The sequence below is a fragment of the Trebonia kvetii genome (genome assembly GCF_007827045.1).
In the GTDB taxonomy this organism is placed as follows: Bacteria; Actinomycetota; Actinomycetes; order Streptosporangiales; family Streptosporangiaceae; genus Trebonia; species Trebonia kvetii.
In genome coordinates, this window is the sequence record NZ_RPFW01000008.1 from 417469 (window position 1) to 439470 (window position 22002).

The 22002-nt window shown below is 70.5% G+C and carries 21 protein-coding genes and 1 pseudogene; 10 read left to right on the plus strand and 12 right to left on the minus strand.

Annotated elements, in window-relative coordinates; genetic code table 11:
* Window positions 1–6: 6 nt before the first annotated feature.
* Both EAS64_RS47750 and EAS64_RS46430 read left to right on the plus strand, forming a co-directional pair.
* Window positions 7–246, plus strand: a pseudogene (locus EAS64_RS47750) (hypothetical protein); the annotation flags it as partial.
* Between the two features lie 286 nt (window positions 247–532).
* Window positions 533–949 carry a uroporphyrinogen decarboxylase/cobalamine-independent methonine synthase family protein gene (locus EAS64_RS46430; RefSeq protein WP_246116037.1) on the plus strand — a complete coding sequence of 139 codons (417 nt, stop codon included), beginning with the start codon at window positions 533–535 and terminating at the stop codon, window positions 947–949.
* A gap of 16 nt (window positions 950–965) precedes the next feature.
* Here EAS64_RS46430 and EAS64_RS36655 read toward each other — a convergent pair whose 3' ends face one another.
* The 4 genes from EAS64_RS36655 to EAS64_RS36670 all read right to left on the minus strand — a co-directional run bounded on the left by EAS64_RS36655 (window position 966) and on the right by EAS64_RS36670 (window position 4028).
* Window positions 966–1766, minus strand: coding sequence for an alpha/beta fold hydrolase (locus EAS64_RS36655; RefSeq protein WP_145860696.1), 801 nt, complete (start codon window positions 1764–1766; stop codon window positions 966–968).
* Window positions 1767–1833: 67 nt separating this feature from the next.
* Window positions 1834–2568, minus strand: coding sequence for an ABC transporter permease (locus EAS64_RS36660; protein ID WP_222849867.1), 735 nt, complete (start codon window positions 2566–2568; stop codon window positions 1834–1836).
* Window positions 2553–2741, minus strand: a complete 189-nt coding sequence (locus tag EAS64_RS36665) for a hypothetical protein (protein ID WP_145860698.1) — start codon at window positions 2739–2741, stop codon at window positions 2553–2555. Before EAS64_RS36665 ends, EAS64_RS36660 begins: the two co-directional genes overlap by 16 nt.
* A gap of 75 nt (window positions 2742–2816) precedes the next feature.
* Window positions 2817–4028 carry a cobalamin-independent methionine synthase II family protein gene (locus EAS64_RS36670; RefSeq protein ID WP_145860700.1) on the minus strand — a complete coding sequence of 404 codons (1212 nt, stop codon included), beginning with the start codon at window positions 4026–4028 and terminating at the stop codon, window positions 2817–2819.
* Between the two features lie 230 nt (window positions 4029–4258).
* On the opposite strand from EAS64_RS36670, the gene EAS64_RS46435 reads away from it, so the two are divergent.
* Together EAS64_RS46435 and EAS64_RS36680 are read left to right on the plus strand one after the other, a co-directional pair.
* Window positions 4259–5569, plus strand: coding sequence for a carbohydrate-binding protein (locus EAS64_RS46435; protein WP_145860702.1), 1311 nt, complete (start codon window positions 4259–4261; stop codon window positions 5567–5569).
* 118 nt (window positions 5570–5687) lie between these two features.
* Complete coding sequence (locus EAS64_RS36680) at window positions 5688–6755, plus strand: nitronate monooxygenase (RefSeq protein WP_145860704.1); 1068 nt, start codon at window positions 5688–5690, stop codon at window positions 6753–6755.
* Between the two features lie 44 nt (window positions 6756–6799).
* Here the strand turns inward: EAS64_RS36680 and EAS64_RS36685 are convergent, their stop codons facing one another.
* The 4 genes from EAS64_RS36685 to EAS64_RS36700 form a co-directional block, all read right to left on the minus strand.
* Complete coding sequence (locus EAS64_RS36685) at window positions 6800–7744, minus strand: alpha/beta hydrolase (RefSeq protein WP_145860706.1); 945 nt, start codon at window positions 7742–7744, stop codon at window positions 6800–6802.
* Window positions 7745–7749: 5 nt separating this feature from the next.
* Window positions 7750–9411 (minus strand): flavin-containing monooxygenase, encoded by a 1662-nt coding sequence (locus EAS64_RS36690; protein WP_145860708.1) that lies wholly within the window; start codon window positions 9409–9411, stop codon window positions 7750–7752.
* 51 nt (window positions 9412–9462) lie between these two features.
* Window positions 9463–9660, minus strand: a complete 198-nt coding sequence (locus EAS64_RS36695) for a fibronectin type III domain-containing protein (RefSeq protein WP_145860710.1) — start codon at window positions 9658–9660, stop codon at window positions 9463–9465.
* A gap of 377 nt (window positions 9661–10037) precedes the next feature.
* Entirely contained in the window at window positions 10038–11819 is a 1782-nt protein-coding gene (locus tag EAS64_RS36700) for an ABC transporter ATP-binding protein (protein WP_281283368.1), read from the minus strand.
* 118 nt (window positions 11820–11937) lie between these two features.
* Between EAS64_RS36700 and EAS64_RS36705 the strand changes: the two genes are divergently transcribed.
* Window positions 11938–12384 carry a MarR family winged helix-turn-helix transcriptional regulator gene (locus EAS64_RS36705; protein ID WP_145860714.1) on the plus strand — a complete coding sequence of 149 codons (447 nt, stop codon included), beginning with the start codon at window positions 11938–11940 and terminating at the stop codon, window positions 12382–12384.
* 10 nt (window positions 12385–12394) lie between these two features.
* Here EAS64_RS36705 and EAS64_RS36710 read toward each other — a convergent pair whose 3' ends face one another.
* Window positions 12395–13945 (minus strand): MFS transporter, encoded by a 1551-nt coding sequence (locus EAS64_RS36710; RefSeq protein WP_145860716.1) that lies wholly within the window; start codon window positions 13943–13945, stop codon window positions 12395–12397.
* Between the two features lie 63 nt (window positions 13946–14008).
* On the opposite strand from EAS64_RS36710, the gene EAS64_RS36715 reads away from it, so the two are divergent.
* Together EAS64_RS36715 and EAS64_RS36720 are read left to right on the plus strand one after the other, a co-directional pair.
* Window positions 14009–14458 (plus strand): hypothetical protein, encoded by a 450-nt coding sequence (locus tag EAS64_RS36715; RefSeq protein WP_145860718.1) that lies wholly within the window; start codon window positions 14009–14011, stop codon window positions 14456–14458.
* Window positions 14374–14718, plus strand: a complete 345-nt coding sequence (locus EAS64_RS36720) for an Lrp/AsnC family transcriptional regulator (RefSeq protein WP_145860720.1) — start codon at window positions 14374–14376, stop codon at window positions 14716–14718. Before EAS64_RS36715 ends, EAS64_RS36720 begins: the two co-directional genes overlap by 85 nt.
* A gap of 50 nt (window positions 14719–14768) precedes the next feature.
* Here the strand turns inward: EAS64_RS36720 and EAS64_RS36725 are convergent, their stop codons facing one another.
* Window positions 14769–16196 carry an MFS transporter gene (locus EAS64_RS36725; RefSeq protein WP_246116038.1) on the minus strand — a complete coding sequence of 476 codons (1428 nt, stop codon included), beginning with the start codon at window positions 16194–16196 and terminating at the stop codon, window positions 14769–14771.
* 216 nt (window positions 16197–16412) lie between these two features.
* On the opposite strand from EAS64_RS36725, the gene EAS64_RS36730 reads away from it, so the two are divergent.
* The gene (locus EAS64_RS36730; protein ID WP_246116039.1) at window positions 16413–16808 is read left to right on the plus strand and encodes a MarR family winged helix-turn-helix transcriptional regulator; all 396 of its coding nucleotides are present in this window, start codon (window positions 16413–16415) and stop codon (window positions 16806–16808) included.
* 39 nt (window positions 16809–16847) lie between these two features.
* On the opposite strand, the gene EAS64_RS36735 is transcribed toward EAS64_RS36730, so the two are convergent.
* A complete protein-coding gene (locus tag EAS64_RS36735) occupies window positions 16848–17768 on the minus strand; it encodes a class I SAM-dependent methyltransferase (RefSeq protein ID WP_246116040.1) in 921 nt (306 codons plus the stop codon).
* A gap of 111 nt (window positions 17769–17879) precedes the next feature.
* Window positions 17880–18653: a class I SAM-dependent methyltransferase gene (locus EAS64_RS36740; protein ID WP_187366443.1), complete on the minus strand. Its 774-nt coding sequence runs from the start codon at window positions 18651–18653 to the stop codon at window positions 17880–17882.
* Window positions 18654–18910: 257 nt separating this feature from the next.
* Here EAS64_RS36740 and EAS64_RS36745 point away from each other — a divergent pair, with 257 nt between their 5' ends.
* Together EAS64_RS36745 and EAS64_RS36750 are read left to right on the plus strand one after the other, a co-directional pair.
* Complete coding sequence (locus EAS64_RS36745) at window positions 18911–20707, plus strand: ATP-binding protein (RefSeq protein ID WP_222849869.1); 1797 nt, start codon at window positions 18911–18913, stop codon at window positions 20705–20707.
* Between the two features lie 84 nt (window positions 20708–20791).
* Window positions 20792–21991 carry an exonuclease SbcCD subunit D gene (locus EAS64_RS36750; protein WP_145860727.1) on the plus strand — a complete coding sequence of 400 codons (1200 nt, stop codon included), beginning with the start codon at window positions 20792–20794 and terminating at the stop codon, window positions 21989–21991.
* Window positions 21992–22002 lie beyond the last annotated feature (11 nt).

Genomic DNA, 22002 nt, shown 5'->3' on the forward strand with positions numbered 1-22002 from the left:
ACCCCCATGCGGCACAGCGCCGAGCGCATCTACACCACCCACGTCGGCAGCCTCCCGCGCCCGGCGGCACTGCTCGACCTGATGAAGGCCGCCGCGGAAGGCCGGCCGGTAGAGCCGGCCCTGCGGGCGGAGGCCGAGCGCTTCGCCGTAGCGGACGCCGTCGCCAGGCAGCATGCGGCCGGCCTGGACATCGTCAGCGACGGCGAGCAGAGCAAGACCGGCTTCTTCGCCTACATCGGCCAGCGGCTCAGCGGCTACGAGCCGCGCCCGGACCGCAGCCCGCTCGACGGCTTCAAGCCGGAGATCGACGCCTTCCCCGAGTACTACGAGCAGTACCTGAAGAGCGCGATGACCGGTGGCACCGCCGCACCCGCCGTCCCGCTCGGCTGCACCGGCCCGGTGACCTACATCGGCCAGGAGCAGCTCTGGCGCGACCAGCTACTCGACCGCGTCGAGGGAGGAGAAGCTGGAGACCGCCCGGCTGTACGTCGCGGCGATCAACCGGGCGCTGCTCGGCATACCGCGCGACCGGGTGCGGCTGCATACCTGCTACGGCATCAACGAGGGCCCGCGGGTGCACGACGCGCCGCTGTCGGACCTGATCGAGGTCCTGCTCACCGTCTCGGCGTCCGCCCTGTCCTTCGAGGCCGCCAACCCGCGGCACGAGCACGTCTACCACCTGTTCGAGACCGTCCGCCTGCCGCCGGGCATGGTCCTGCTGCCGGGCGTGATCAGCCACGCCACCAGCATCGTTGAGCACCCGGACACGATCGCCGACCGGATAATCCGCTTCGCCGAACGGGTCGGCAAGGAGAACGTCGTCGCCAGTGCCGACTGCGGTTTCTCCTCGCAGGCCACGTACCGCCCGGAGATCCACCCGAAGATCGTCTGGGCCAAGTTCGAGTCGCTCGCCGAGGGCGCCCGCCGCGCCACCGCGAAGCTCTGGTAACACGCAGGACAAGGACTTACCAGCTGGCCCGCGCCAGCGTCCTGGTGATCGTGTCGAGCACCAGTTCCGGCACGCGCAGCGGCGGCACGTGGTCAACCCCGGGCACGAGCGTGTACTCGCACTCCGGTATCCGCTCGGCTGCCTGCCGGTTCGCCTCGACAAGCGGCGGCCAGTCGGCGTCACCGACCAGCAGCGACGTCGGCACCGCGATCTCACCGAGCCGGTCAAAGACCGGCGGGTCCGCTGCGTCGCTGGCGGAGAACAACGACGCCCGGGCGGCCGACCGGAACTGCTCGAGCACCGCCGGCGTGCTGCCGCCCTCGCCGGCCCCCCAAATGCCCGCCATCACGTCCGCCAGGCCGTCCACGTCCTTGGCCTCTGCCGCACGCGTCCAGCCGGCCTCGATCTTCGCGTACCGTTCCGGCCCGACCATCGCGGCCTCTTCCTCATCACTCATCGGGAAGCCAGGGATCCCGGGGCACAGCAGCACGATGGCCGCCACCCGCTCTGGCTGCGCGAGCGCCAGCCCGAGCGCGGTCGCGCCGCCCTGGCTGCATCCGACGATCGCCATCCGCTCAATGCCGTAATGGCCGAGCACCGCCTTCAGGTCCTGCAGCAGCGAGAACTCCACGGTGGCGGCGGGGGAGTTGCCGTAACCCCGCGCGTCGTACCTGAACACCCGGTACCGCGCGGTCAGCGGCGCGAGCACCGGCTCCCAGATCCGCGAGTCGCCGATACCCGGATGCAGCAGCACAAGCGGCGGTCCGTCGCCCCCGCTGTCGTCCGCCCAGACCGTACCGTCCTCAACCGCGATCATCGTGGAAGTCATAGCCCAGCACTATCACCGTCCGTGCCGCGCCGGCCACTGGTTAACGCGGACTTCGCTACCTCAGCAGCAGCCGTTCCAGCCGCCGGGTGGCGATGAACATGCCGGCGGCGCCGAACGCGGCCAGGTAGCAGGCGGCGGTCAGCAGCGCGGTCTCGTCGAAGCTGCCGAGTGCGGGACCCCGGATCAGCTCGATGCTCTGGTAGAGCGGCAGCGCCTGGATCAGCGGGCGCAGCCAGCCGGGGTATACCGACAGCGGGTAGAAGGTGGTGGCGAACAGGTACATGGGCAGCATCACGAGCTGGACCAGCTGAAAGTCGGAGAAGTCGCGCGTGAAGGTGGTCACCGCCAGGCCGCCCGCGGCGAACGCGAAGCCGACGAGGGCCGCGGCGGGGATGGCGAGCAGGATGCCGGGGGAGACGACAAGGCCAACCGCCGCGGCCGCCGCGAGGAAGCCGATCGAGGTCAGCAGGCCGTTGAGCACGGCGCTCGCGACCTCGCCGAGCGCGATGTCGGTGGCCGACAGCGGCGTCGGGACGATCGCCTCGTAGGTCAGGTCCACCTTGATCCTGATGAAGACGTCGAAGCAGGTCTGGTTGAACGCGGTGTTCATCGCGGTGGTGGCCAGGATCACCGGCGCGACGAAGACGGAGTAGCGGACGTCCACGCCAGGCACCGTCCCGACCAGCGAACCGACGCCGAACCCGATGGTGAGCAGGTACATGACCGGCTCGACCAGGCCGAAGGCGAGCGGCGTGACCGAGCGCCGGTACAGCATCATGTTGCGTTCCACCAGCGCCAGGACACGCCGGACGGTCCAGGTCGCCGGCCGGGCGGCCTCGGCACGGTCTCCCCGCGGCGCAACTCGAACCCGATCCCGTCGACGGCGCGGAACTCAGGCACCTTCCCCCGGGCCGGATAGACCTTGCTGAGATCGAGCGCCCGGACCAGGGCTGAATCGCGCATGCGTGGCAGCGTAACAAACACCCATGAAGCGTGTAAATTGCTTAATTCGTGTTGCAAGAACTTGACATCCCCTGGTCACCGCCCCCAGAGGCGCCTGCTGGCCAGCTCCGCCCCGCGGGCGAGGGTGTCCAGCTTCGCCCAGGCGATCTGCGGGTGCACCCGCCCGCCGAGGCCGCAGTCGGTGGACGCGACCACGTTCTCCCGCCCGACCGCCTCGGCGTACCGAACGATCCGGTCAGCGACGAGTTCCGGGTGCTCGATGACGTTGGTGGAGTGGGTGACCACGCCGGGCAGGATGACCTTGCCCTCCGGCAGCTTCACGTCCCGCCAGATCTTCCATTCGTGCTCATGCCGGACGTTGGCGGCCTCGAACGAGTAGGCGCCTGCGTTGATCTCGAGCATGATGTCAACGAGGTCGGCCATCGGAAAGTCGGTGGTGTGCGGCCCGTGCCAGCTGCCCCAGCACAGGTGGAACCGGATCCGCTCGGCTGGCAGGTCCCTGATGGCATAGTTCAGCGCCTCGATGCGCTTGCGCGTGAAGCGCCGGTAGTCCTCCACGCTCGGCGCCGGGTTGATCTGGTCCCAGTTCTCCGCGATCGCCGGGTCGTCGAGCTGCAGGATCAGCCCCGCCTCGATGATCGCCGTGTACTCCTCGCGCATCGCGTCCGCGCAGGCGTACATCATCTCCTCGTCGTCGGCGTAGTACTCGTTGCCGAACCGGGCGCAGCTGGCCGGGGCCACCGCGTTCAGGAAGCCGTCGGCGACACCGGCCGCCGCCATCGCCGCCTTCATGTCCGCGATGTCCCGCGCCACATCCTGCTGTCCCTGGTAGGTGATCGGCCCGCGGCAGACCGGCGCGGTCGCCATGGCCCGTGGCGGTATCGAGGCGCCGGAGGTCGGGTCACCGTAGGCGTCGGCGAACGCCTGCCAGTCCCGCCGCTCGCCGAACGACACGAGCCGGATCTCGCCGGGCTTGGCCTTCGGCTGCGGTATGTCCCCGATCGTCAGCGATGACAGCTCGATACCGGACAGCCGCTGGAATACGTACGTCCACCACGAGCCGTAGTCGTACCGCTGGCCCATCGAGTGCCCGTACTCGCCGTCGTTGACCAGGTCGATGCCGGTGTCCCGCTGCCGCGCGACCACCTCGCCGACCGCGGCGCGCAGCAGGCCCAGGTACTCGTGCTCGTCGACGAGCTCGCCCTCGGCCCGCTGCCCGTTGAGCGCGATGAGGTCCTCGGGCCGCGGCAGGCTGCCCGCGTGACTGGTCAGGATCCGGTCCGGCATGTTTCCTCCTTGAGCATTCCTCGGGCGCAATGATCTTCCCGCGCTGAGCACCTTGGCTCCAGCCAAAATTAACTGGAAATGTTCTTTACCATAAGAGTTGATTAACTGGAAAGTTTCTTTACCGTAAGCCTTGACGGCCCCGTTTACGGCATTCAAAGTGACCACAACGCCCCATTACCGCTCACGCGGGGCACCGGATCGCCTCAGCTTCTCTCATCCCTGGAGGGTCCATGCTGGTCGGAAAACGGATTCTGCGCACAGCTCTCATCACTGGCTCGGCACTCGGGCTAACAGCCGGCGGCGTTGCCCTCGCGCTGGCCTCCGGGCCCGCGCAGGCAGCCACCGCCTGCGCTGCCGCGTGGAGCTCCACTGCTGTCTACACCGCCGGCATGCAGGCCAGCGAGAACGGGACCAACTACACCGCCAACTGGTGGACTCAGGGCAACGACCCGGCGACCAACAACGGCGGACCCGGCTCGGGACAGCCGTGGACGTCCAACGGCGCCTGCGCCGGCGGCTCGGGCGGGAGCCCCAGCCCGACCCCGACCCCGACCCCGACTCCTACGCCGACCTCGACCGGCACGGGCTCGGCGAGCGGCCTGCTCTTCAGCCCGTACAAGGACGTCACCATCAACATGAACTGGAACACCAACCAGATGCAGTCGGCGGTGGAAGGGACCGCCATCCCGGTGGTGGGCTCCGGCAGCCTGGTGTCGACGTACGTACCGAAGCTGCCCGCGATCACGCTCGCGTTCGCCACCGGAGCCTGCGGCAGCGAGACCTGGGGCGGTGTCTCTGGTGCCAGCTGGGCCGCGGAGAACGTTCCGCAACTCCAGAACGCCGGCCTGAACTACGTCGTCTCGACCGGCGGCGAGGCCGGGACCTTCACCTGCGCCTCCACGTCCGGCATGGACTCGTTCATCGCCCGCTACGCCAGCTCGCACCTAGTCGGCATCGACTTCGACATTGAAGGCGGCCAGAGCCAGTCTGATATCCAGAACCTGGTCAACGCGTCGGTGGGCGCACAGTCGACGTACCCCAAGCTGCAGTTCTCGTTCACCATCGCCACGCTCGCGGCGTCGGATGGCAGCTACGGCGGAGTGAACTCACTGGGTGCCGAGGTCGTCCAGGCGGTGAAGGCCTCCAGCCTGAAGAACTACGTCATCAACCTGATGACCATGGACTTCGGCAGCGCTTCGGCCGGCGTCTGCGTCGTCGTCTCCGGCGCCTGCGAGATGGGGCAGTCGTCGATCCAGGCGGTAACGAACCTCGAGCACACCTACGGGATCCCGGCGAGCAAGATCGCCGTCACCCCGATGATCGGCCTGAACGACAACTCGAGCGAGACCTTCACCACCGCCGATGTGGACACGCTCACGAATTACGCGAAGAGCAACGGCCTGGCCGGGCTGCACTTCTGGTCGCTTGACCGGGACACGCCCTGCCCCTCGGCGCAGACATACGCGTCTCCCACCTGCAACTCGGTTAGCGGCACGACAGCACTCCAGTACACCAACAGGTTCATCAACGACGGGGCCTGACGGAGATCCAAGGGCGGGCCGCGCACGGGCTGCCGTGCGCGGCCCGCCTCGCTTTCTGCGCTGCGAGATCACCCCGCATCCGTGGTGCGAGATCACGCCCGCGGGGAACGGATCACTCGTGATCCTTGACAGCTGCCCCATTCCGATCGTGCTCGCGCCGCTGGCCGGCGGCCCGTCCACCCCTGAGCTGGCCGCCGCGGTGAGCGAGGCGGGCGGCCTCGGGTTCCTCGCCGCGGGCTACCTGTCCGCCGCGGAACTGGCCGCCAGGTGCCGCCGGGTCAGGGAGCTCACCGCCCGGCCGTTCGGCGTCAACCTGTTCGTGCCAGGCGAGGAGACAGAGGCCACCCAGGCAGAAAGAGACGAGCGCGTCACCGAGTACGCGCGGGCCATCGCCGCCGACGTGACGAGCATCGGCGCGGACCTCGGCGTGCCACATTACGACGACGACGCGTGGCAGGCGAAGCTGGCCGTCGTGCTCGAGGAACCGCCGCCCGTCGTCTCGTTCACCTTCGGCATCCCTGATCGATCGGTCATCGAGGCCGTCAAGGCAGCGGGCAGCGAGGTCTGGATAACTGTAACGACTGCGGCGGAGGCACGCCTGGCGGTCGAGGCTGGCGCCGACGCCGTGGCGGCCCAGGGCGCCGAGGCTGGCGGGCACCGCGGCGGACTCACCGACGGCCCGGGCTCCGCCGTCGGCACGATGGCGCTAGTCCAGCTCGTCACGGCGGCGGTGGCCGTGCCCGTCGTCGCGGCGGGCGGCATCGCCACTGGGGCTGGCGTCGCGGCGGCGCTGTGCCTCGGCGCTCGCGCGGCGGCGCTCGGCACCGCGTTCCTTGACTGCCCGGAGGCGGGCACGGCCGCCGTGCACCGCGCCGCGCTCCACGCGGACGAGACGAGGTGGACGAGCCTGACCCGCGCGTTCAGCGGCCGCACCGCCCGCGGCATCGCCAACGGGTTCCTGCTCGCGCATTCTTCAGTGGCGCCCGCCGCCTATCCCGAGGTCAACCAACTGACCGCACCGATGCGCGCGAAGGCGCGGCAGGCCGGCCTGCCCGACTACGTGAACCTGTGGGCAGGCCAGGCCTATCCGCTGACCGCCGCGGTCCCCGCGGCCGATCTGGTGCGTGATCTGTGGGCCGAGGCTGGTGCGGTACTGGACCGGGTCAGCGGAACCCGTTCGGGATGAAAACCTAGGTCATCCAGAACGGGTGCGTGCTGACCCGCGCCAGCTCACGCCTTCGCGCGGTCGCCTGCCAGCTGGTCGTCGATCGCCGCCGTCACGTAGTCCATGGCCGCGTCGGCACCGGGCAGCACGTGGTTCATGGTGAAGAACCCGTGCATCTGCCCGTCGAACCGCTGGTGGCGGACGGGGACGCCCGCCTGGACGAGCCGGGTGGCGTACAGTTCGCCCTCGTCGCGCAGCGGGTCGTGCTCGGCGGTGAGCACCACCGCGGGCGGCAGGTCCTTCAGGTCGACCTGGCGCAGCGGCGATGCGTCCGGATGGACGCGGGCCTCGGGCTCGGGCGCGTAATGGTCCCAGAACCAGACCATCGATTCGCGGCTGAGCAGCAGCTGGTTCGCCGGGTCCAGGTACGACGTCGTGTCCAGGTCGCAGTCGGTCACCGGGTAGACGAGCACCTGCAGCGCGATCGCCGGCCCGCCCGCCGCCTTGGCGCGCTGCGCCATGATCGCCGCCAGGTTGCCGCCCGCGCTGTCGCCCGCGACGATCAGCGGCACCCGTGCGCCCGCCAGTTCCTCGATCCGCTCGTTCGCCCACAGCAGCGCGGCCCACGAGTCGTCGACGGCGACGGGGAAGCGGTACTCGGGCGCGAGCCGGTAGTCGACGCTGACCACCACGCTCCCGGTGCGCTGCGCGAGCAGCCGGGTGGTCGCGTCGTAGTCCTCGACGCTGCCGATCACCCAGCCGCCGCCGTGGTAGTACACGATGACGGAGCGCGGCTGACTGTCCGGCACGAAGACCCGCACAGGCACGGACCCGCCGGACGCCTTCACCCGCTGCTCGCGGATTTCGGCCATGTCCGGGCCTGGCGGCGCGTCGCCGCGCAGCAGCGCCATCACGCCGCGCGCGTCCTTCGCGTTCATCTCGTGCAGCGGCGGTGCGCCGCTCGCGATCAGCTGCTCAAGCAGCCCGGCCGTCGCCTGATCGATTGCCATCGCCGTCACCCTTCTCTCTTGCGAATTCGTCGGGGGGGTTTGGGGGGGGGCGCCCCCGCTGGCAAGCACGACATGGTGAAACCCTCATACCCGCTCGCCGCCACCGCGGCGCAGTGGTCGCGGTAGGGGCCGACGCCGCCGATGTACGGCAGGAAAAGCCGTGGCTTTCCCGGGATGTTCGCGCCCATGTACCAGGACGCGGCCTTCACGTGCAGGGTGACGCTCGCGACCTCCTGCACGTGGTCGGTCCAGGCGCTGGCCGCCGCCTCGGTGGCCTCGATGATGTCGGCGCCGCTCTCGCGCGCCGCGGCGAGGCAGTCGCCGATCCACTCCACGTGCTGCTCGATCGACACAGGCATGTTGGACAGCACAGAGGGGCTGCCGGGCCCGGTGATCGTGAACAGGTTGGGGAAGCCGGGCATGGCCAGGCCGAGGTAGGTGCGCGGGCCCTCGCGCCAGGCGTCCTTGAGCGGCAGGCCGCCGCGGCCGCGGATGCCGAGCGCCTCAAGCGGCCCGGTGAGCGCGTCGTACCCGGTGGCGTAGACGATCATGTCCAGGTCGTGCTGGCAGGCGCTCGTCCTGATGCCGGTCGCGGTGATCTCCTCGATCGGCGTCCGCTTCAGGTCGACCAGGGTGACGTTGGGCTGGTTGAACGTCTCGTAGTAGTTGGTGTCGAGCGGCAGCCGCTTGGTGCCGATGGGGAAGTCCCACGGCTTGAGCATCCCGGCGGTGTCCGGGTCCCGCACGATCTCGTCGATCTTGCCGCGGACGAAGTCGGCGGCCGTCTTGTTGGCCGCCTCGTCGAGCGCGATGTCGGCGAACGAGCCGAACAGGAAGGTGAACCCGCCCGAGCCCCACGCCGCCTCGTAGGTCTTGTTTCGCTCGGCCTCGGACGCGTCGACCGCGTGGTTGATGCTCGGCACGTAGGGGAAGCCGGCCCGCGAGTGCCGTGCCCGGCGCCGCCATTCGGGGTAGTTCGCCTTCCACAGCTCGACCATCTCCTGGTTGAGCGGGCCGTTCTCCGCCGGGATGGTGAACTGAGCGGTGCGCTGGAACACGGTCAGGTGCTCCGCCTGCGCGGCGATCTCGGGGATGGCCTGGATGCCGGAGCTTCCCGTGCCGACCACCGCGACCCGCTTGCCGGTGAAGTCAACCGGCTCCTTCGGCCAGTCCCCGGTGTGCAGGCTGACGCCGGCGAACGCGTCCGAGCCGGGGAACAGCGGCCGGTTGGCGGTGGACAGGCAGCCCACGGCGGTGATGACGTACCGTGCCGTGGCGATGCGCCCTTCGGCGGTGCGCAGCGTCCAGAGGCTGGCCGGCTCATCGTACTCGATGGCGGTGACCTCGGTGCCGAAGGTGAACTCCTTCAGGAGGTCGAGCCGGCCGGCCACCGTCTCCAGGTAGCGCAGGATCTCCGGCTGCGCCGGGTACCGCTCGGTGAGCGGCCACTCCTGTTCCAGGTCGGGCAGGAAGGAGAACGAGTAGTACATGATCTCCGAGTCGCAGCGCGCACCCGGGTACCGGTTCCAGTACCAGGTACCGCCGACCCCATCGGCACGCTCGAAGCCGTGTACAGAAAACCCCTGCTCGCGCAGCCGGTACACCATGTAAAGGCCCGCGAACCCGGCCCCGATGACAACGGCGTCAAGCGGTTCGGCGTCGCTCATGGCTCACACGCTACGCGTGAACCGCCCGCGACGGAATATGAGAATCCCCTTCTAATTTCCGGCCGGTTCGAGGTAGACGCCGGCCATCGGGCCCTCCTCGTCGGCCGGCTCGCCATTCGTCCCGCGCGGCCAGTACGCCGCACCGGACACCTCGTAGCCGAGCAGCGCGCCGCGGCCGCCCCGTGGCACAGTCCAGTGCAGGGTGAACCGGTGCGGTCCCGCTGTCAGGCGCGAGGCGGTCGCGAGCACGGGCACCATCCCAATGGGACCGCGCGGTCCGACGGCGCCGACCCCGCCAGTGGTGATGCCGTGCGCCGGCGCCGCCGATGGCGAGCGGTATGGCGATGACGGCGGCCACCCCGGCCGCGCCGGCGGACAGCGCGGCGCTGCGCACCGGGCGCCGCCTCGCACGCGCGGCAACGCCGCTCAGCGTCTGCCCCAGTCGTCCCATCGGTCACCTCGCACAGCCCGCCCGTCACTCCCCTTGGACGGACTAGCCGCCGTGCCCGGTTCCTGCCCGCGGCAATTCCGTCTGCCGACGCTCTGCACGGCTCGCTGCCGGTATGGATGTACCGTTAGGCGGCCAGAGCCGGCTCAACGGTACTTTCTTGACCGCGCGACGAGGGTCAGGCGGCCTCGACCAGGTCCGCGTCGCGGTTGACGAGGGCGGCGTAGTGGCCGCCCATGGCCAGCAGTTCGGCGTGGCTGCCGCGCTCGACGATCTCGCCGCGGTCAAGCACGATGATCTCGTTGGCGTCGCGGATGGTGGACAGCCGGTGCGCGATGGTGATCGTGGTGCGGCCCGCGCTCGCCGCGTCGATGGCCTCCTGCACGGCCTGCTCGGTCTGCGTGTCGAGGGCGCTCGTCGCCTCGTCGAGCACCAGGATGGGCGGGTCGCGCAGCACGGCGCGGGCGATCGCCAGCCGCTGCTTCTCCCCACCGGAGAACCGGTAGCCGCGCTCGCCGACCACGGTGTCGTAACCGTCGGGCAGCGACATCAGATGGTCGTGGATGTGCGCGATCTTCGCGGCGGCGACGAGTTCGTCGTCGGTCGCCGACGGCTTGGCGAACCGCAGGTTGTCGGCCACCGAGGCGTGGAACAGGTAGGTCTCCTGCGCGACGACGCCGACCGCGCCGGCCAGCGAGTCGAACGACAGGTCCCGCACGTCGGTGCCGTCGATGGTGACGCTGCCGGAGGTCACGTCGTAGAGCCGGGGGATCAGGTAGCTGAGCGTGGTCTTGCCTGAGCCCGTCTCGCCGACGATGGCGAGGCTGCGCCCGGCGGGCACGGTCACGTCGATGCCGCGCAGCGTGGGGCGAACTGCGCCCATACCCTGGCCGTCGTAGGAGAAGCCGACGTCGTGCAGCCGCACCTCGCCGCGGACCCTGCCGAGGGTGACCGGGTTCGCCGGCTCGGCGATGTCGACGGGCAGGTCGAGGTACTCGAAGATCCGCCCGAACAGCTCGATCGAGCTCTGCAGGTCCACGCCGAGGCCGAGCAGCTGAACAGAGGGGCGGAACAGGCCCTGCTGCAGGGTAGTGAAGGCGACGAGCGTGCCGATCGAGATGGCCATGTGGTCGCCGCGGCCGGTGAGGCCGGTCACCAGGTAGATGACGGCGGGCATGGAAGACATGACGATCTGGATCAGCGACTGGCGCCAGCGGCCCGTCATGTTCGAGCTGACCTCAAGGTCGGACAGCTTGCCGGAGGCGGCCGCGAACTCGCGGGTGAGCGAGGCGGACCTGCCCATGGTGTGGCCGAGCAGGATGCCGCTGACCGACAGCGACTCCTGGACGATCGAGGACAGCGCGGCGAGCTGCTTCTGCCTGTCCCGCGTGATGCGGCGGCGCTCCGTCCCGACGCGGCGGCTGATCCACACGAAGAACGGCAGCATGATCAGCGACGCGATGGTCAGCCGCCAGTCGAGCGCGGCCATCGCGATCAGCGACGCGACCACGACGGTCAGGTTCGACACCAGCGTGGTCGCGGTGGTGGTGACGGTGGCCTGCATCCCGCCGATGTCGTTGGCGATGCGGGACTGCACCTCGCCGGTGCGGGTGCGGGTGAAGAAGGCGAGCGACATGCGCTGCAGGTGCGTGTAGACGGCGGTGCGCAGGTCGTGCATGACCCGCTGGCCGACCCGCGTGGAGACGTAAGTCTGCGACACGCCGAACGAGCTGTTGGCGGCCGCCACCACGATCATGGCCACGGCGAGCAGGGCGAGCAGCCCGGTCCTGCCCTGCGGCAGTGCGACGTCGATGATCGCGCGGATCAGGAACGGGTTGACGAGCGAGACGAGCGATGAAGCGGCGACGAGCGCGGCTACGAAGAGAAGGTTCCACCGGTACGGGCGGAACAGCCGCGCGACACGGCGCAGTGGCACCCGGGGATTGCTTGCGGTACCCAATAAGGCCTCCAGGACTGTGAGCTGAGTCAGGGATCGGTTAGTCATGCTTGCTCAAACAGAGTCTAGCTCATAATTGTTCCTGGCTCAGTATGAGCCTGTCTCCTGATAAAATGCAACCATGGAGTACGACCCGGTTCAGCTCGCTGACCTCGTCCACGGGCTGACGAGGCGGCTGCGCAGGGCGCAGGCCGAGCGGCTGGCGCCGCTCGGCCTCACGCCGGCCCAGGAACGCGCGCTGCGCATGATCGCCCGCAGCGAGGAGCCGCTGCGGATGACGGAGATCGCCGACCGGCTCGGCATCGTGCCCCGCTCGCTGACCACGGTGATCGACGATCTCGAGGAGGCCGGCCTGGTCCGCCGCGAGGTCGACCCGCGCAACCGCCGGGCGATCCTGCTGCACCTGACCGACCGCGGCACCGGCGTCAGGGACGAGCTGCGCGAGGCCAGGCGCCGCGCCGCCGAGGACCTCTTCGCCCCGCTCGGGGACGGGGACCGCGAGGCCCTCGGCGGCCTGCTCGCGCGGCTCGACGAGGGCGGCACCTATGGAGCAGGGCCCAGAGGCTAGAGAGCCGCGCCTAGACCGTCTCCTGCGCCGTGGTGTGCCCGGCGCCCGAGGGCTCGCCGTCAGCGGGACGGTAGAAGTCCTTGCGGCGGATCAGCAGCGTGGCGCAGACCGCGCCGACGAGGGCCACTCCCGCGGTGACGTAGAGCAGCTCGTTGAGCGCGGTGGCGAAGCTTGACCGCAGTGCCAGCGCGACGGCGCCGCGCTCGGCGGCGGGCACCGAGGCGATGAGCTGGCTGACCGAGCCCTGCCGCACCGCGCTGGCCAGGGACCCGGCCGAGCCGGCGAGCGACGGCGGCAGCGCGCCCGCCAGGTGGGCGGAGATCGCCGCGGTGAAGATCGAGCCGAGTGCGGCGATGCCGGTGGCGATGCCGATCTGCCTGAAGGTGGAGTTGACGCCGGAGGCCATCCCGGCCCTGGCCGGAGGGACCACGCCGATGGCGGTGGACGCGAGCGGCGGGTTTACCAGGCCGCCGCCGGCCCCGGCGATGATGAAACCGGGGATCAGGTGCGTCCAGCTCGACAGGCCGGTCAGCCCGGCCATCACGATGAGGCCGATGCCGACCAGCAGCAGGCCAGGGCCGATCAGCCAGCGCGTGGGCACCTTCTCCGCGAGCCGGCCGGCGACCACCGACGTGACGAGCTGCGCCGCGCTGAGCACGGCGATCCGCAGCCCGGCGCCAAGCGCCGAGTAGCCGAGCACGTCCTGCAGGTAGATCACGAAGTACAGCAGCATCGCGTACAGCGAGCCGTTCATCGCGAACGCCGCGATGGATCCGCCGCTGAAGGTGGGCACGCGCAGCAGCGACAGGTCGAACATGGGGTGCGCGACCCGGCTCTCCGCCACCACGAACGCGGCGAGCAGCGCGGCGCCGCCGACGAGGCAGCCGATCACGCCTGGGTCCGACCAGGAGTCCTCGCCGGCCCTGATCAGCCCGTAGACCAGGCTGACGAGCCCGGCGGTGAGCAGCACGAACCCGGCCAGGTCAGGCGGAGTGGGATGCGGCGACTTGGACTCGTCAACCCGCCACAGCGTCACGGCGAGCGCGAAGACGCCGATCGGCACGTTGACGAGGAAGATGCCCCGCCAGTCCCAGCCCGTGATGATGATCCCGCCGACCACCGGGCCGAGCGCGGTGGACAGGCCGACGACGGCCCCCCACACGCCGAACGCCACGCCGCGGTCCTTGCCGTGGAACGTCTGCCCGATCAGCGCCAGCGAGGTCGCGAACATCATCGCGCCGCCCACGCCCTGGCCGCTGCGCGACGCGATCAGCATGACCGGGTTCACCGCGAGGCCGCAAAGCAGCGAGCCGAGCGTGAATATCGTGAGACCCAGAGAAAACATCAGCCTGCGGCCGTAGCGGTCGGCCAGCACGCCCGACGTCAGCAGCAGCGAGGCGAGTGTCAGCGCGTACGCGTCAAGCGTCCATTGCACGTCACTGAACCCGGCGTGCAGCCCCGCCTGGATCGCCGGCTGCGCGACGATGACGATGGTCACGTCGAGCAGCAGCATGAAGATCCCCGTGCAGACCGCGATGAGGGTCCACCATTTCCTGTCCAATGTGGCTCATCCCCTTCCCCTAGAGGTTCGCCATTCATCGCCTCGTTCCGCCAATTCGCCGCCGTGCTCGACGTCTCCGACCAGACCATCGCGCGCCGCTACCGCCGACTGGCGGAGGTGACAGGCCTGCGGGTGTTCGGCCTCATCGACGGCCCGCGGGCCGGCTGGGTGGACTGGCTGGTACGGCTCCAGGCCACGCCGGGCAGCGCGCAGCGCATCGCGGATACTCTCGCGCAGCGTCCCGATACCCGCTGGGTGCGGCTGTATTCGGGTGGCACGGAGATTGTCTGCACGCTCCAGGCGCGCAGGCCGGAGCAGCGCAACGCGCTGTTCCTGCGCGGGCTGCCCGGCAGCCGCCACGTCACGGCGATCACCGCCCAGTCGATCCTGCACGTGTTCAGCCCGGTCGCCTACGGCACGAGTCGACCGTGCGCCGCCGGATCGATGAGCTGCGCCGCGCCGGGCTGCTTTACTTCGACATCGACGTCGACGCGGTGCTCGGCGTCAGCGTGAACCTGATGCTGTGGCTGAAGATCGAGCCCGCCAGCCTGGACGCCGCGGGCCGCGCGATCGCCGCGCACCGCGAGATCCCGTTCGCCGCGGCGACGACCGGCCCGACCAACCTCGCCGTCAGCGCGGTCTTCCGCGACACCGCCGCGCTTTACGCCTACCTGACGACGAGGCTCGCCGACCTGCCAGGCCTGCAGTCCGTGGAGACCGCGCCGATCATCGGCACGGTCAAGCGGGTCGGCCAGGTCCCTGGCATGCCGTAGGGCGGCGGCCCGCGACCAGGCCGCCGCCCTGCGCCTAGGGAAACCGCGGCTCAGTCCCCGAGCGCCGCCCCGGCCAGCGCCGGATCAGCCGGACGGCGCAGCCCGGCGAGCGCGGTCAGCGCGCCGACCGCGGCGACGCCGGTGATGAGGAACAGCGCCGGCCGGTAGGCCGAGAGGGTCGCGGCCGGCGTGCCCAGCCGGCCGCCGCCGCCGGCGTCGACCACCGCGGTGACGACGGCGAGCACCAGCGCGCCGCCCACCTGGAACGACGTCTGGAACAGGCTGGCGGCAAGACCCTGCTCGTTGTCCGGCATCCCGTCGGTGGCGGCGACGCTCAGCGCGGAGAAGCCGAGCCCGAAGGCGAGCCCGACGAGCAGCATCGTCGGCAGCATCACGGACGGGTAGTCCGGGGTGACGCCCGCCCGCAGGAACACCGCATACGCTGCCGCGAGGCAGGCGAAGGCCGCCGCCGCGAGCCGGGCCGCGCCGAACCTGCCGAGCAGTCCGCCCACGCCGACCGACAGCACGGCCACCATGACGCCGGCGGGGAGGAAGGCGAGCGCGGTCGCGATGGGGGACCAGCCGGCCAGGCTCTGCAGGTACTGGGTGGCGAGGAACTGGAAGGACACGTAGGAGCCGAACAGGGTGACCGCGCCGATGTTGGCACGAAGCAGCGGTCCCGACCGGAAGATGCTCAGCGGCATCAGCGGGTCGCGGCTGCGCGACTCGATCGCGGCGAACGCGGCCAGGCCGGCCGCGACAAGCGCGAACGAGCCGATGGTGCGCGCCGACGCCCAGCCCGCCTGCTGCGCGGAGACGACCGTGTAAACGAGCAGCAGCATGGACGCCGAGACGGTGAGCGCGCCGGGCAGGTCGAACGACCGCCGCGGCCCGGCCGGCACCTTCGCTCCCGCCTGCACGGCGGCTCCAGCCTGCTTGCCGCCCTCCCGCGGGATCAGCCACCAGCCCGCGGCGAACACGATCAGCGCAACGGGTGCGGGGATGAGCAGTGTCCAGCGCCAGCTCACCGCGGTGAGCAGCCCGGAAAGCACCAGGCCAAGTGAGAACCCGCTGCCGCCGAACACCGAGTAGATGCTGAACGCCCGGTTGCGCATCGGGCCCTCGGGAAACGTCGTGGTCAGCAGCGACATGCCGGCGGGGGCGGTGAACGCCGCCGCGATGCCCTTGACGAACCGGGCCGCGATGAGCAGCCCCGCGACGCTGGTGAGGCCGCCGAGCAAGGACAGGATGGCAAACGCGGCGAGCGCGGCGAGGAACACCCGGCGCCGGCCGAGCAGGTCGGCCGCGCGGCCGCCGAGCAACAGCAGGCCGCCGTAGCCAAGCACGTACCCGCTGACGATCCATTGCAGCGACGACGTGGACAGGCCGAGAGCGGTCCTGATGGACGGCAGCGCAACGCCGACCATCGACACATCGAGCGCGTCCAGGCACAACGCGCCGCCGAGCACGATCAGCACGCCCCACAACCGCGGCGACCAGCGCGGGCTTTCCGGCTCGGGCTGGCGCCCGACAGCGGGTGAGGAGTGAGCAGGGGCAGGGTCAGTAGTGGTGACGGATGACGGCAAGGGCCGTTCTGAAGACCGCATGGTCTAAACCTATGCATGCACACGCAATGATTGCAAGTGCAATTAATGTACTTGCAAGTAGATGAACGGTTGCGGTATCCTCTGCCCGTGAGTGTGGCACCAGGAGCCGAGTCGCCCGCCGCGGTGGTTGAGCGCTGGCGGGAAATGACAGCCTGCCACGCGGCGATCTGCGCGGCGCTCGAGCGTGAGCTCGGCGAACGGCACGGTCTCGGTGTCAGCGACTTCGAGGTGCTCGACCGGCTTGTCGAAAGCCCGAAGCGCAAGTGCCGCGCGCAGGAGCTTGCCGAGTCGGTGCACCTGAGCCAGAGCGCGCTGTCCCGCCTCGTCGACCGGCTGGAAAGAACCGCGCTTGTGGAGCGCTGCGCCTGCGACAACGACCGCCGGGGCATCCACGTCGTGCTGACCGAGGCGGGGGAGCGCCGCCACGCCGAGGCCGCCGTCACGCACCGGGACGTCCTGGCCCGGCTGCTCCCCGCCGGCTAGCGGCACCGCGACGCCTCCGCCGCGCCAACGGGTGACTCGTCAGGGCCGCCTGGCGAGGGTGACCGTGCGGCTGCCGTGCAGCCACAGATCACCGCGCTTGAGCAGGAATTGCGGGCTGTCGCGGTCAAGCAGCGCATCCAGCGTGGCCACGTCGCCGGAGTCCAGCCGGTCGGCAAGGCCTCGCGACAGCCGGTCGAACCACACACGCGCGTACTCGCCGGCGTTCGCGGCGCGGCCTGGAGAATCGGCTGGCGGCCGCAGGTCGATCACGAACTCGCGCTCGCCGGTGACCTCCCAGCCAGCGTCGGCGAGCCGCGGCGCCCACTCGCTGCCAAGCGTGGGCATCACCTCCGCGTGCGCCGCCGCGCGCACGCTCGCCACCCGGTCCTCGAAACCGGGGCGCCCGAAGCCGAGATTGTCGGGCAGGAAGCGAAGCTGCTCGGCGAACTCCGCGACCGCGATCACGCCACCAGGCCTGGTGGCGGCCAGCACCTCGCCGAGCACCCGGCCTGGGTCGGCCAGGTGATGCAGCGACATCGACGCCCAGGTGACGTCGAGCACGCCGAGATCCGGCCAGCCCTCGTCGAGGTTGGCCGCCACGGCGCGGACCCTGTCCCCGAGACCGAGGCCGGCGGCCTTGTCGCGCAGCAGCTCGAGCGAGCCTGGCTCAACGTCCACCGCGATGACCTCGGCGACGGGAAAGCGCCGCGCCAGGCCGATCGCTCCGGTGCCGGTGCCCGCGCCGAGGTCGAGCAGCCGGCGCGCGCCGGATTCCGCCGCCGCGTCCCTGACCCAGTCCAGCGCCGCTGACCAGTAGTCCTGCAGCACCTCGCCGTCCAGCTCGAGCAGGTCGGTCATGCCCTCGCCGGCCGCGCCGGGCGAGTCATGGGAGCCGTGCGAGTCATGGGAATGGTGGCCGGCGGCGTGGCCATGATGCCCGTGAGCGTGCGTGTTGGTCATGGCCACACGCTAGGCACGCCGCGGCTTACTGGCAAACTTTATTGCCGGAATGGCAAAAGGGGCGAAACGAACCAGGCCGGCTATCCGGCCGCACCCGGTTCGCCCCGTGGCCTACACCGGCTGCTTCTCGAGCAGCCAGAAGATGCTCGGCCCGAAGTGAATGCCCGCGAGTGGCTGCTGCACCGCCCGTTCCGCGGCGGCGAGCGCCCGGTGCGGCACGAGCGCCTTCGCCAGCGGATGCCGGAAGTTGGACACGGAAAGCGCCTGCTTGATCTCCAGTCCCACGAAGGAGAGCTGCCGGGCAAGCGTGCGCGGGTGGTGGTTCACGTAGGGGGCGGTGCCGCGGCGCCGCGAATCGTCAGAACGGATGTCCACCGGCTTCGGGCCGATCCGCTGCCCGCGCAGCAGCGCGCCGAGGCGGCGCCCCGCATGCGTGGAGTTGGCCGCCTCGACCACGGCGTGCCCGCCGGGCAGCAGCACCCTGGCAAGCTCCGCGAACTCGGCGTCCGGGTCGGGCAGGTGGTGCAGGATGCGGACCACGAGGGCCAGGTCGATGCTGCCGTCCGGGAACGGCAGCCGCGCCGCGTCCGCGAGCTCCCGATCGAAGGTGTGCCGCGGGAAGATCTCCCGGGACAGGTCGAGCTGCTGTGTGCTCGGGTCGGCCAGGGTGACCCTGCTCGCGTACTCGGCGAGGATGACCGACAGCCGGCCGTAGCCGCCGCCGATGTCCGCCGCGTGCTGGTAGCTGCGCCCGGCGAGCAGCCGTCGCAGCGCGTCGACCTCGGCCTGGTGCTCGTACTCGCGCCCGGTCCAGAACTGCGCGTAGTTGAAGAACGGATCGTTGTATATGCCGGTCTTGCGACCGGCAGCACCTTCTGCTGTCACTGTGTACCCCCCGGCTGCCGTCACTGTGTGCCCCCCGGCTGGCGGATACCCGGTGATTGCGCTGCGTAAGCGGCGGAGTACTCACCCGTTCGGGGTGATGCTCTTAACCTCCTCACCGAACGGGTTCGGCTGACTCTTCCCGGCCCATGAGTCCCGCCATGCTTGGCATGCCGGGGGCGATTGTCGGCCCCACCCTCTAGGGTGTAACCCACTGACATCCTGGGTTTCGATCTGTATCACCTGCGGGGGGTTTGACTGTGGCCGATCGCGTCGCGCCTGACGTGGCCAGCGCCCTGCTGGACGGGTCCCGGCAGGACGAATCCGGCCCAGTGGACGAGGTCGGCCTGGTCGCGGGGACCGAGGACTCGACGCCGCTCCAGTTCGCCGTCGCCCTCGACGAGGCCTCGTACCTGCAGCTCGACGACGTGGTGGTCACGGTGCGGCACGTGCCAGGCGTCGGTCCCGTGCTGACAAGCGGCATCGTCACCCAGGTCACCGCGAGGCAGGAGGGCGCCAGCTACGGCTCGGACGTCTTCCTCATCGCCGAGGGCGTGCTGCCCGCGCGGACCCAGGAGATCGCCGAGGTCACCACCACCCGGGTGGAGCCGGAGATCTACGTGCCGCCGCGACCTGGCGAGGTGGTCCGCCGCGCCAGGGGAAACGAGCGCGCCCACGCGCTGTACTTCGATCAGATGGGCAACAAGGTGCCGGTCGGCCGCGGCCGGGACGGCGCGCCGATCTTCGTCAACATGGAGTTCCTCGACGGCACCAGGGGCGCGCACGTGTCGATCAGCGGCATCTCCGGCGTCGCCACCAAGACCAGCTTCGCGCTGTTCCTGCTGCACTCGGTCTTCCGCTCCGGCGCGCTCGGCGCGCGCGCGGTCAACGCCAAGGCGCTCGTCTTCAGCGTCAAGGGGGAGGACCTGCTCTTCCTCGACCAGCCGAATATCCGCCTCGACGACGACCTGCGAACCAGCTACGCCGAACTCGGCCTGCCCGCCGAGCCGTTCGCCTCCGCGGGCTTCTGGGCGCCCCCGATCCCCGAGGACACCACCGCCCGGCCGAACGTCACCGGCCGGACCAGCGGCGTCGAGGCCTTCTGGTGGACGCTGCGGGAGTTCTGCGACCTGCAGCTGCTGCCCTACGTCTTCGCCGACGCCGAGGACGACAGGCAGCAGTACACGATCGTCATCCACCAGGTCGCCGCCCGGCTGAAGCGCTACGCCGAGCCGTTCGGCGACAACGGCGCGGTGCTGCTCGAGGGCAAGGTGCTCACCACCTACGAGGAGCTCGTCAACTTCCTCGTGGAGCGGCTGACCGACGAGGACACCCGCGCGGACTGGGCGGGGCCGGTCACCGGGACGGGCACCGTGAACGCGTTCGTCCGGCGGCTGCGCGCTTCGCTGCGGCCGCTGAGCTCCATCATCCGCGCCGACCTGGCAGGCGGGCCGCGCCGCGCCATCTCCACCCAGGACCAGCAGCTCACCGTCGTCGACCTGCACAACCTGCACGAGCGGGCGCAGCGGTTCGTGGTCGGCGTGGTGCTCGCCGCGGAGACCGCGCGCAAGGAGGAGGCGGGGCCTGGCGGGCTGCTGTTCACCATGATCGACGAGCTGAACAAGTACGCGCCGCGCGAGGGCAGCTCGCCGATCAAGGACGTGCTGCTCGACATCGCCGAGCGCGGCAGGTCGCTCGGCATCATCCTCATCGGCGCGCAGCAGACGGCGAGCGAGGTGGAGCGGCGCATCGTGTCCAACTCGGCGATCCGGGTGGTCGGCCGGCTCGACGCGGCCGAGGCGGGGCGGCCCGAGTACGGCTTCCTGCCCGCCGCGCAGCGGGTGCGCGCGACCATCGCCAAGCCGGGCGCCATGTTCGTCTCCCAGCCGCAGATCCCGGTGCCGCTCGCGATCGAGTTCCCGTTCCCCGCCTGGGCGACCCGGCTGTCTGAGTGCGCCGGGCCGATCCAGCCGCCGCCCGGTGCTTCGGGTGCTAGCCAGGCGCCGCCCGACTTGATGTCCCGATTGCCGCCAGAAGATGACATTCCGCCGTTCTAGCCGCCAGTGGCCCCGCGCCGCCCGCAGCCGTCCGCGCAAGCGGACAGCGGGGGGTACGGGGGGTCGTCCCCCCGGGAGACAACTGTGAAGTTCCTGCACACCGCCGACTGGCACGTCGGCAAGACGCTCAAGGGCCGTGACCGGCTCGAGGAGCAGCGCGCGGTCCTCGACGAGATCGCCTCGATCGCCGAGTCACGCGAGGTGGACGCCGTCCTGGTGGCGGGCGACGTCTACGACCTGTCCGTGCCGTCGGCCGCCGCGCAGCAGCTGGTGGTGCAGACGCTGCTGCGGATGCAGCGGGCCGGGGCGCAGGTCATCGTGATCGCGGGCAACCACGACAACGGGCCGATGTTCGAGGCCTACCGGCCGCTGATGGGCGCGGCGGGCATCACCGTCGTCGGCACGTACCGGCCGCCGGACAAGGGTGGCGTCGTCCGCTTCGCCGCCCGCTCGGACGGCGCGGACACGCGGGTCGCCGTGCTGCCGTTCCTGTCGCAGCGCTACGCGGTGCGCGCGGCCGAGATCGTCGCGAACACCCCGTCGGAGAACGTCCGCGCCTACGACGAGCAGGTCCGGCAGGTCATCGCGTCGCTCACCGGCGGCTTTGGCGCGGACACGGTCAACCTGGTGATGTCGCACATCACCTGCGTCGGCGGGAAGTTCGGCGGCGGCGAGCGGTCCGCCCAGTCGATCTTCGAGTACAGCGTGCCCGCGAGCATCTTCCCCGTCTCGACGCACTACGTCGCGCTCGGCCACCTGCACCGGCGGCAGTCGCTGCCCGCGTCCGCCCCGGTGCACTACAGCGGCTCGCCGCTCGCGGTGGACTTCGGCGAGCAGGACAACACAAGCGTGGTCTGCCTGGTCGAAGCCGCGCCAGGCATCCCGGCCAGGGTCACCGACATCCCGGTCACATCGGGACGGCGGCTGCGTACCGTCCGCGGCTCGCTCGCCGAGCTCGAGGCGCAGGCGAGTTCGCTCGGCGAGGATTACCTGCGGGTGTACCTGCGCGAGCCGGGCCGCGCCGGGCTGCGCGACGACACGATCGCGATCCTCCCGAACGCCCTCGAGGTGCGTATCGATCCGGAGTTCGCCGCCCCGGTGGGCGCCGCTCCCGTCTCCGCCGAGCCGCGCACCGCGCGCACGCCAGGGCAGCTGTTCGCCGACTACTGCGCCGAGCGGGAGATCAGCGACCCCCGGGTGGCGGACCTGTTCGGCCAGCTGCACGACGAGGTCACCGCCACCGATGGTGTGACCGACAGTGCCGAGCTGTCACCGGCGAACTGACGAGGAAGGAG

What these genes read in the sequence shown, in the direction of transcription:
- EAS64_RS36655 (WP_145860696.1), bottom strand. Translation starts at nt 1,766, where the DNA reads ATGATCGCGGTTGAGGACGGTACGGTCTGGGCGGACGACAGCGGGGGC.
- EAS64_RS36670 (WP_145860700.1), bottom strand. Translation starts at nt 4,028, where the DNA reads ATGCCGGACCGGATCCTGACCAGTCACGCGGGCAGCCTGCCGCGGCCC.
- EAS64_RS36705 (WP_145860714.1), top strand. Translation starts at nt 11,938, where the DNA reads ATGGAGTACGACCCGGTTCAGCTCGCTGACCTCGTCCACGGGCTGACG.
- EAS64_RS36665 (WP_145860698.1), bottom strand. Translation starts at nt 2,741, where the DNA reads ATGCGCGATTCAGCCCTGGTCCGGGCGCTCGATCTCAGCAAGGTCTAT.
- EAS64_RS46435 (WP_145860702.1), top strand. Translation starts at nt 4,259, where the DNA reads ATGCTGGTCGGAAAACGGATTCTGCGCACAGCTCTCATCACTGGCTCG.
- EAS64_RS36735 (WP_246116040.1), bottom strand. Translation starts at nt 17,768, where the DNA reads ATGACCAACACGCACGCTCACGGGCATCATGGCCACGCCGCCGGCCAC.
- EAS64_RS36685 (WP_145860706.1), bottom strand. Translation starts at nt 7,744, where the DNA reads ATGGCAATCGATCAGGCGACGGCCGGGCTGCTTGAGCAGCTGATCGCG.
- EAS64_RS36690 (WP_145860708.1), bottom strand. Translation starts at nt 9,411, where the DNA reads ATGAGCGACGCCGAACCGCTTGACGCCGTTGTCATCGGGGCCGGGTTC.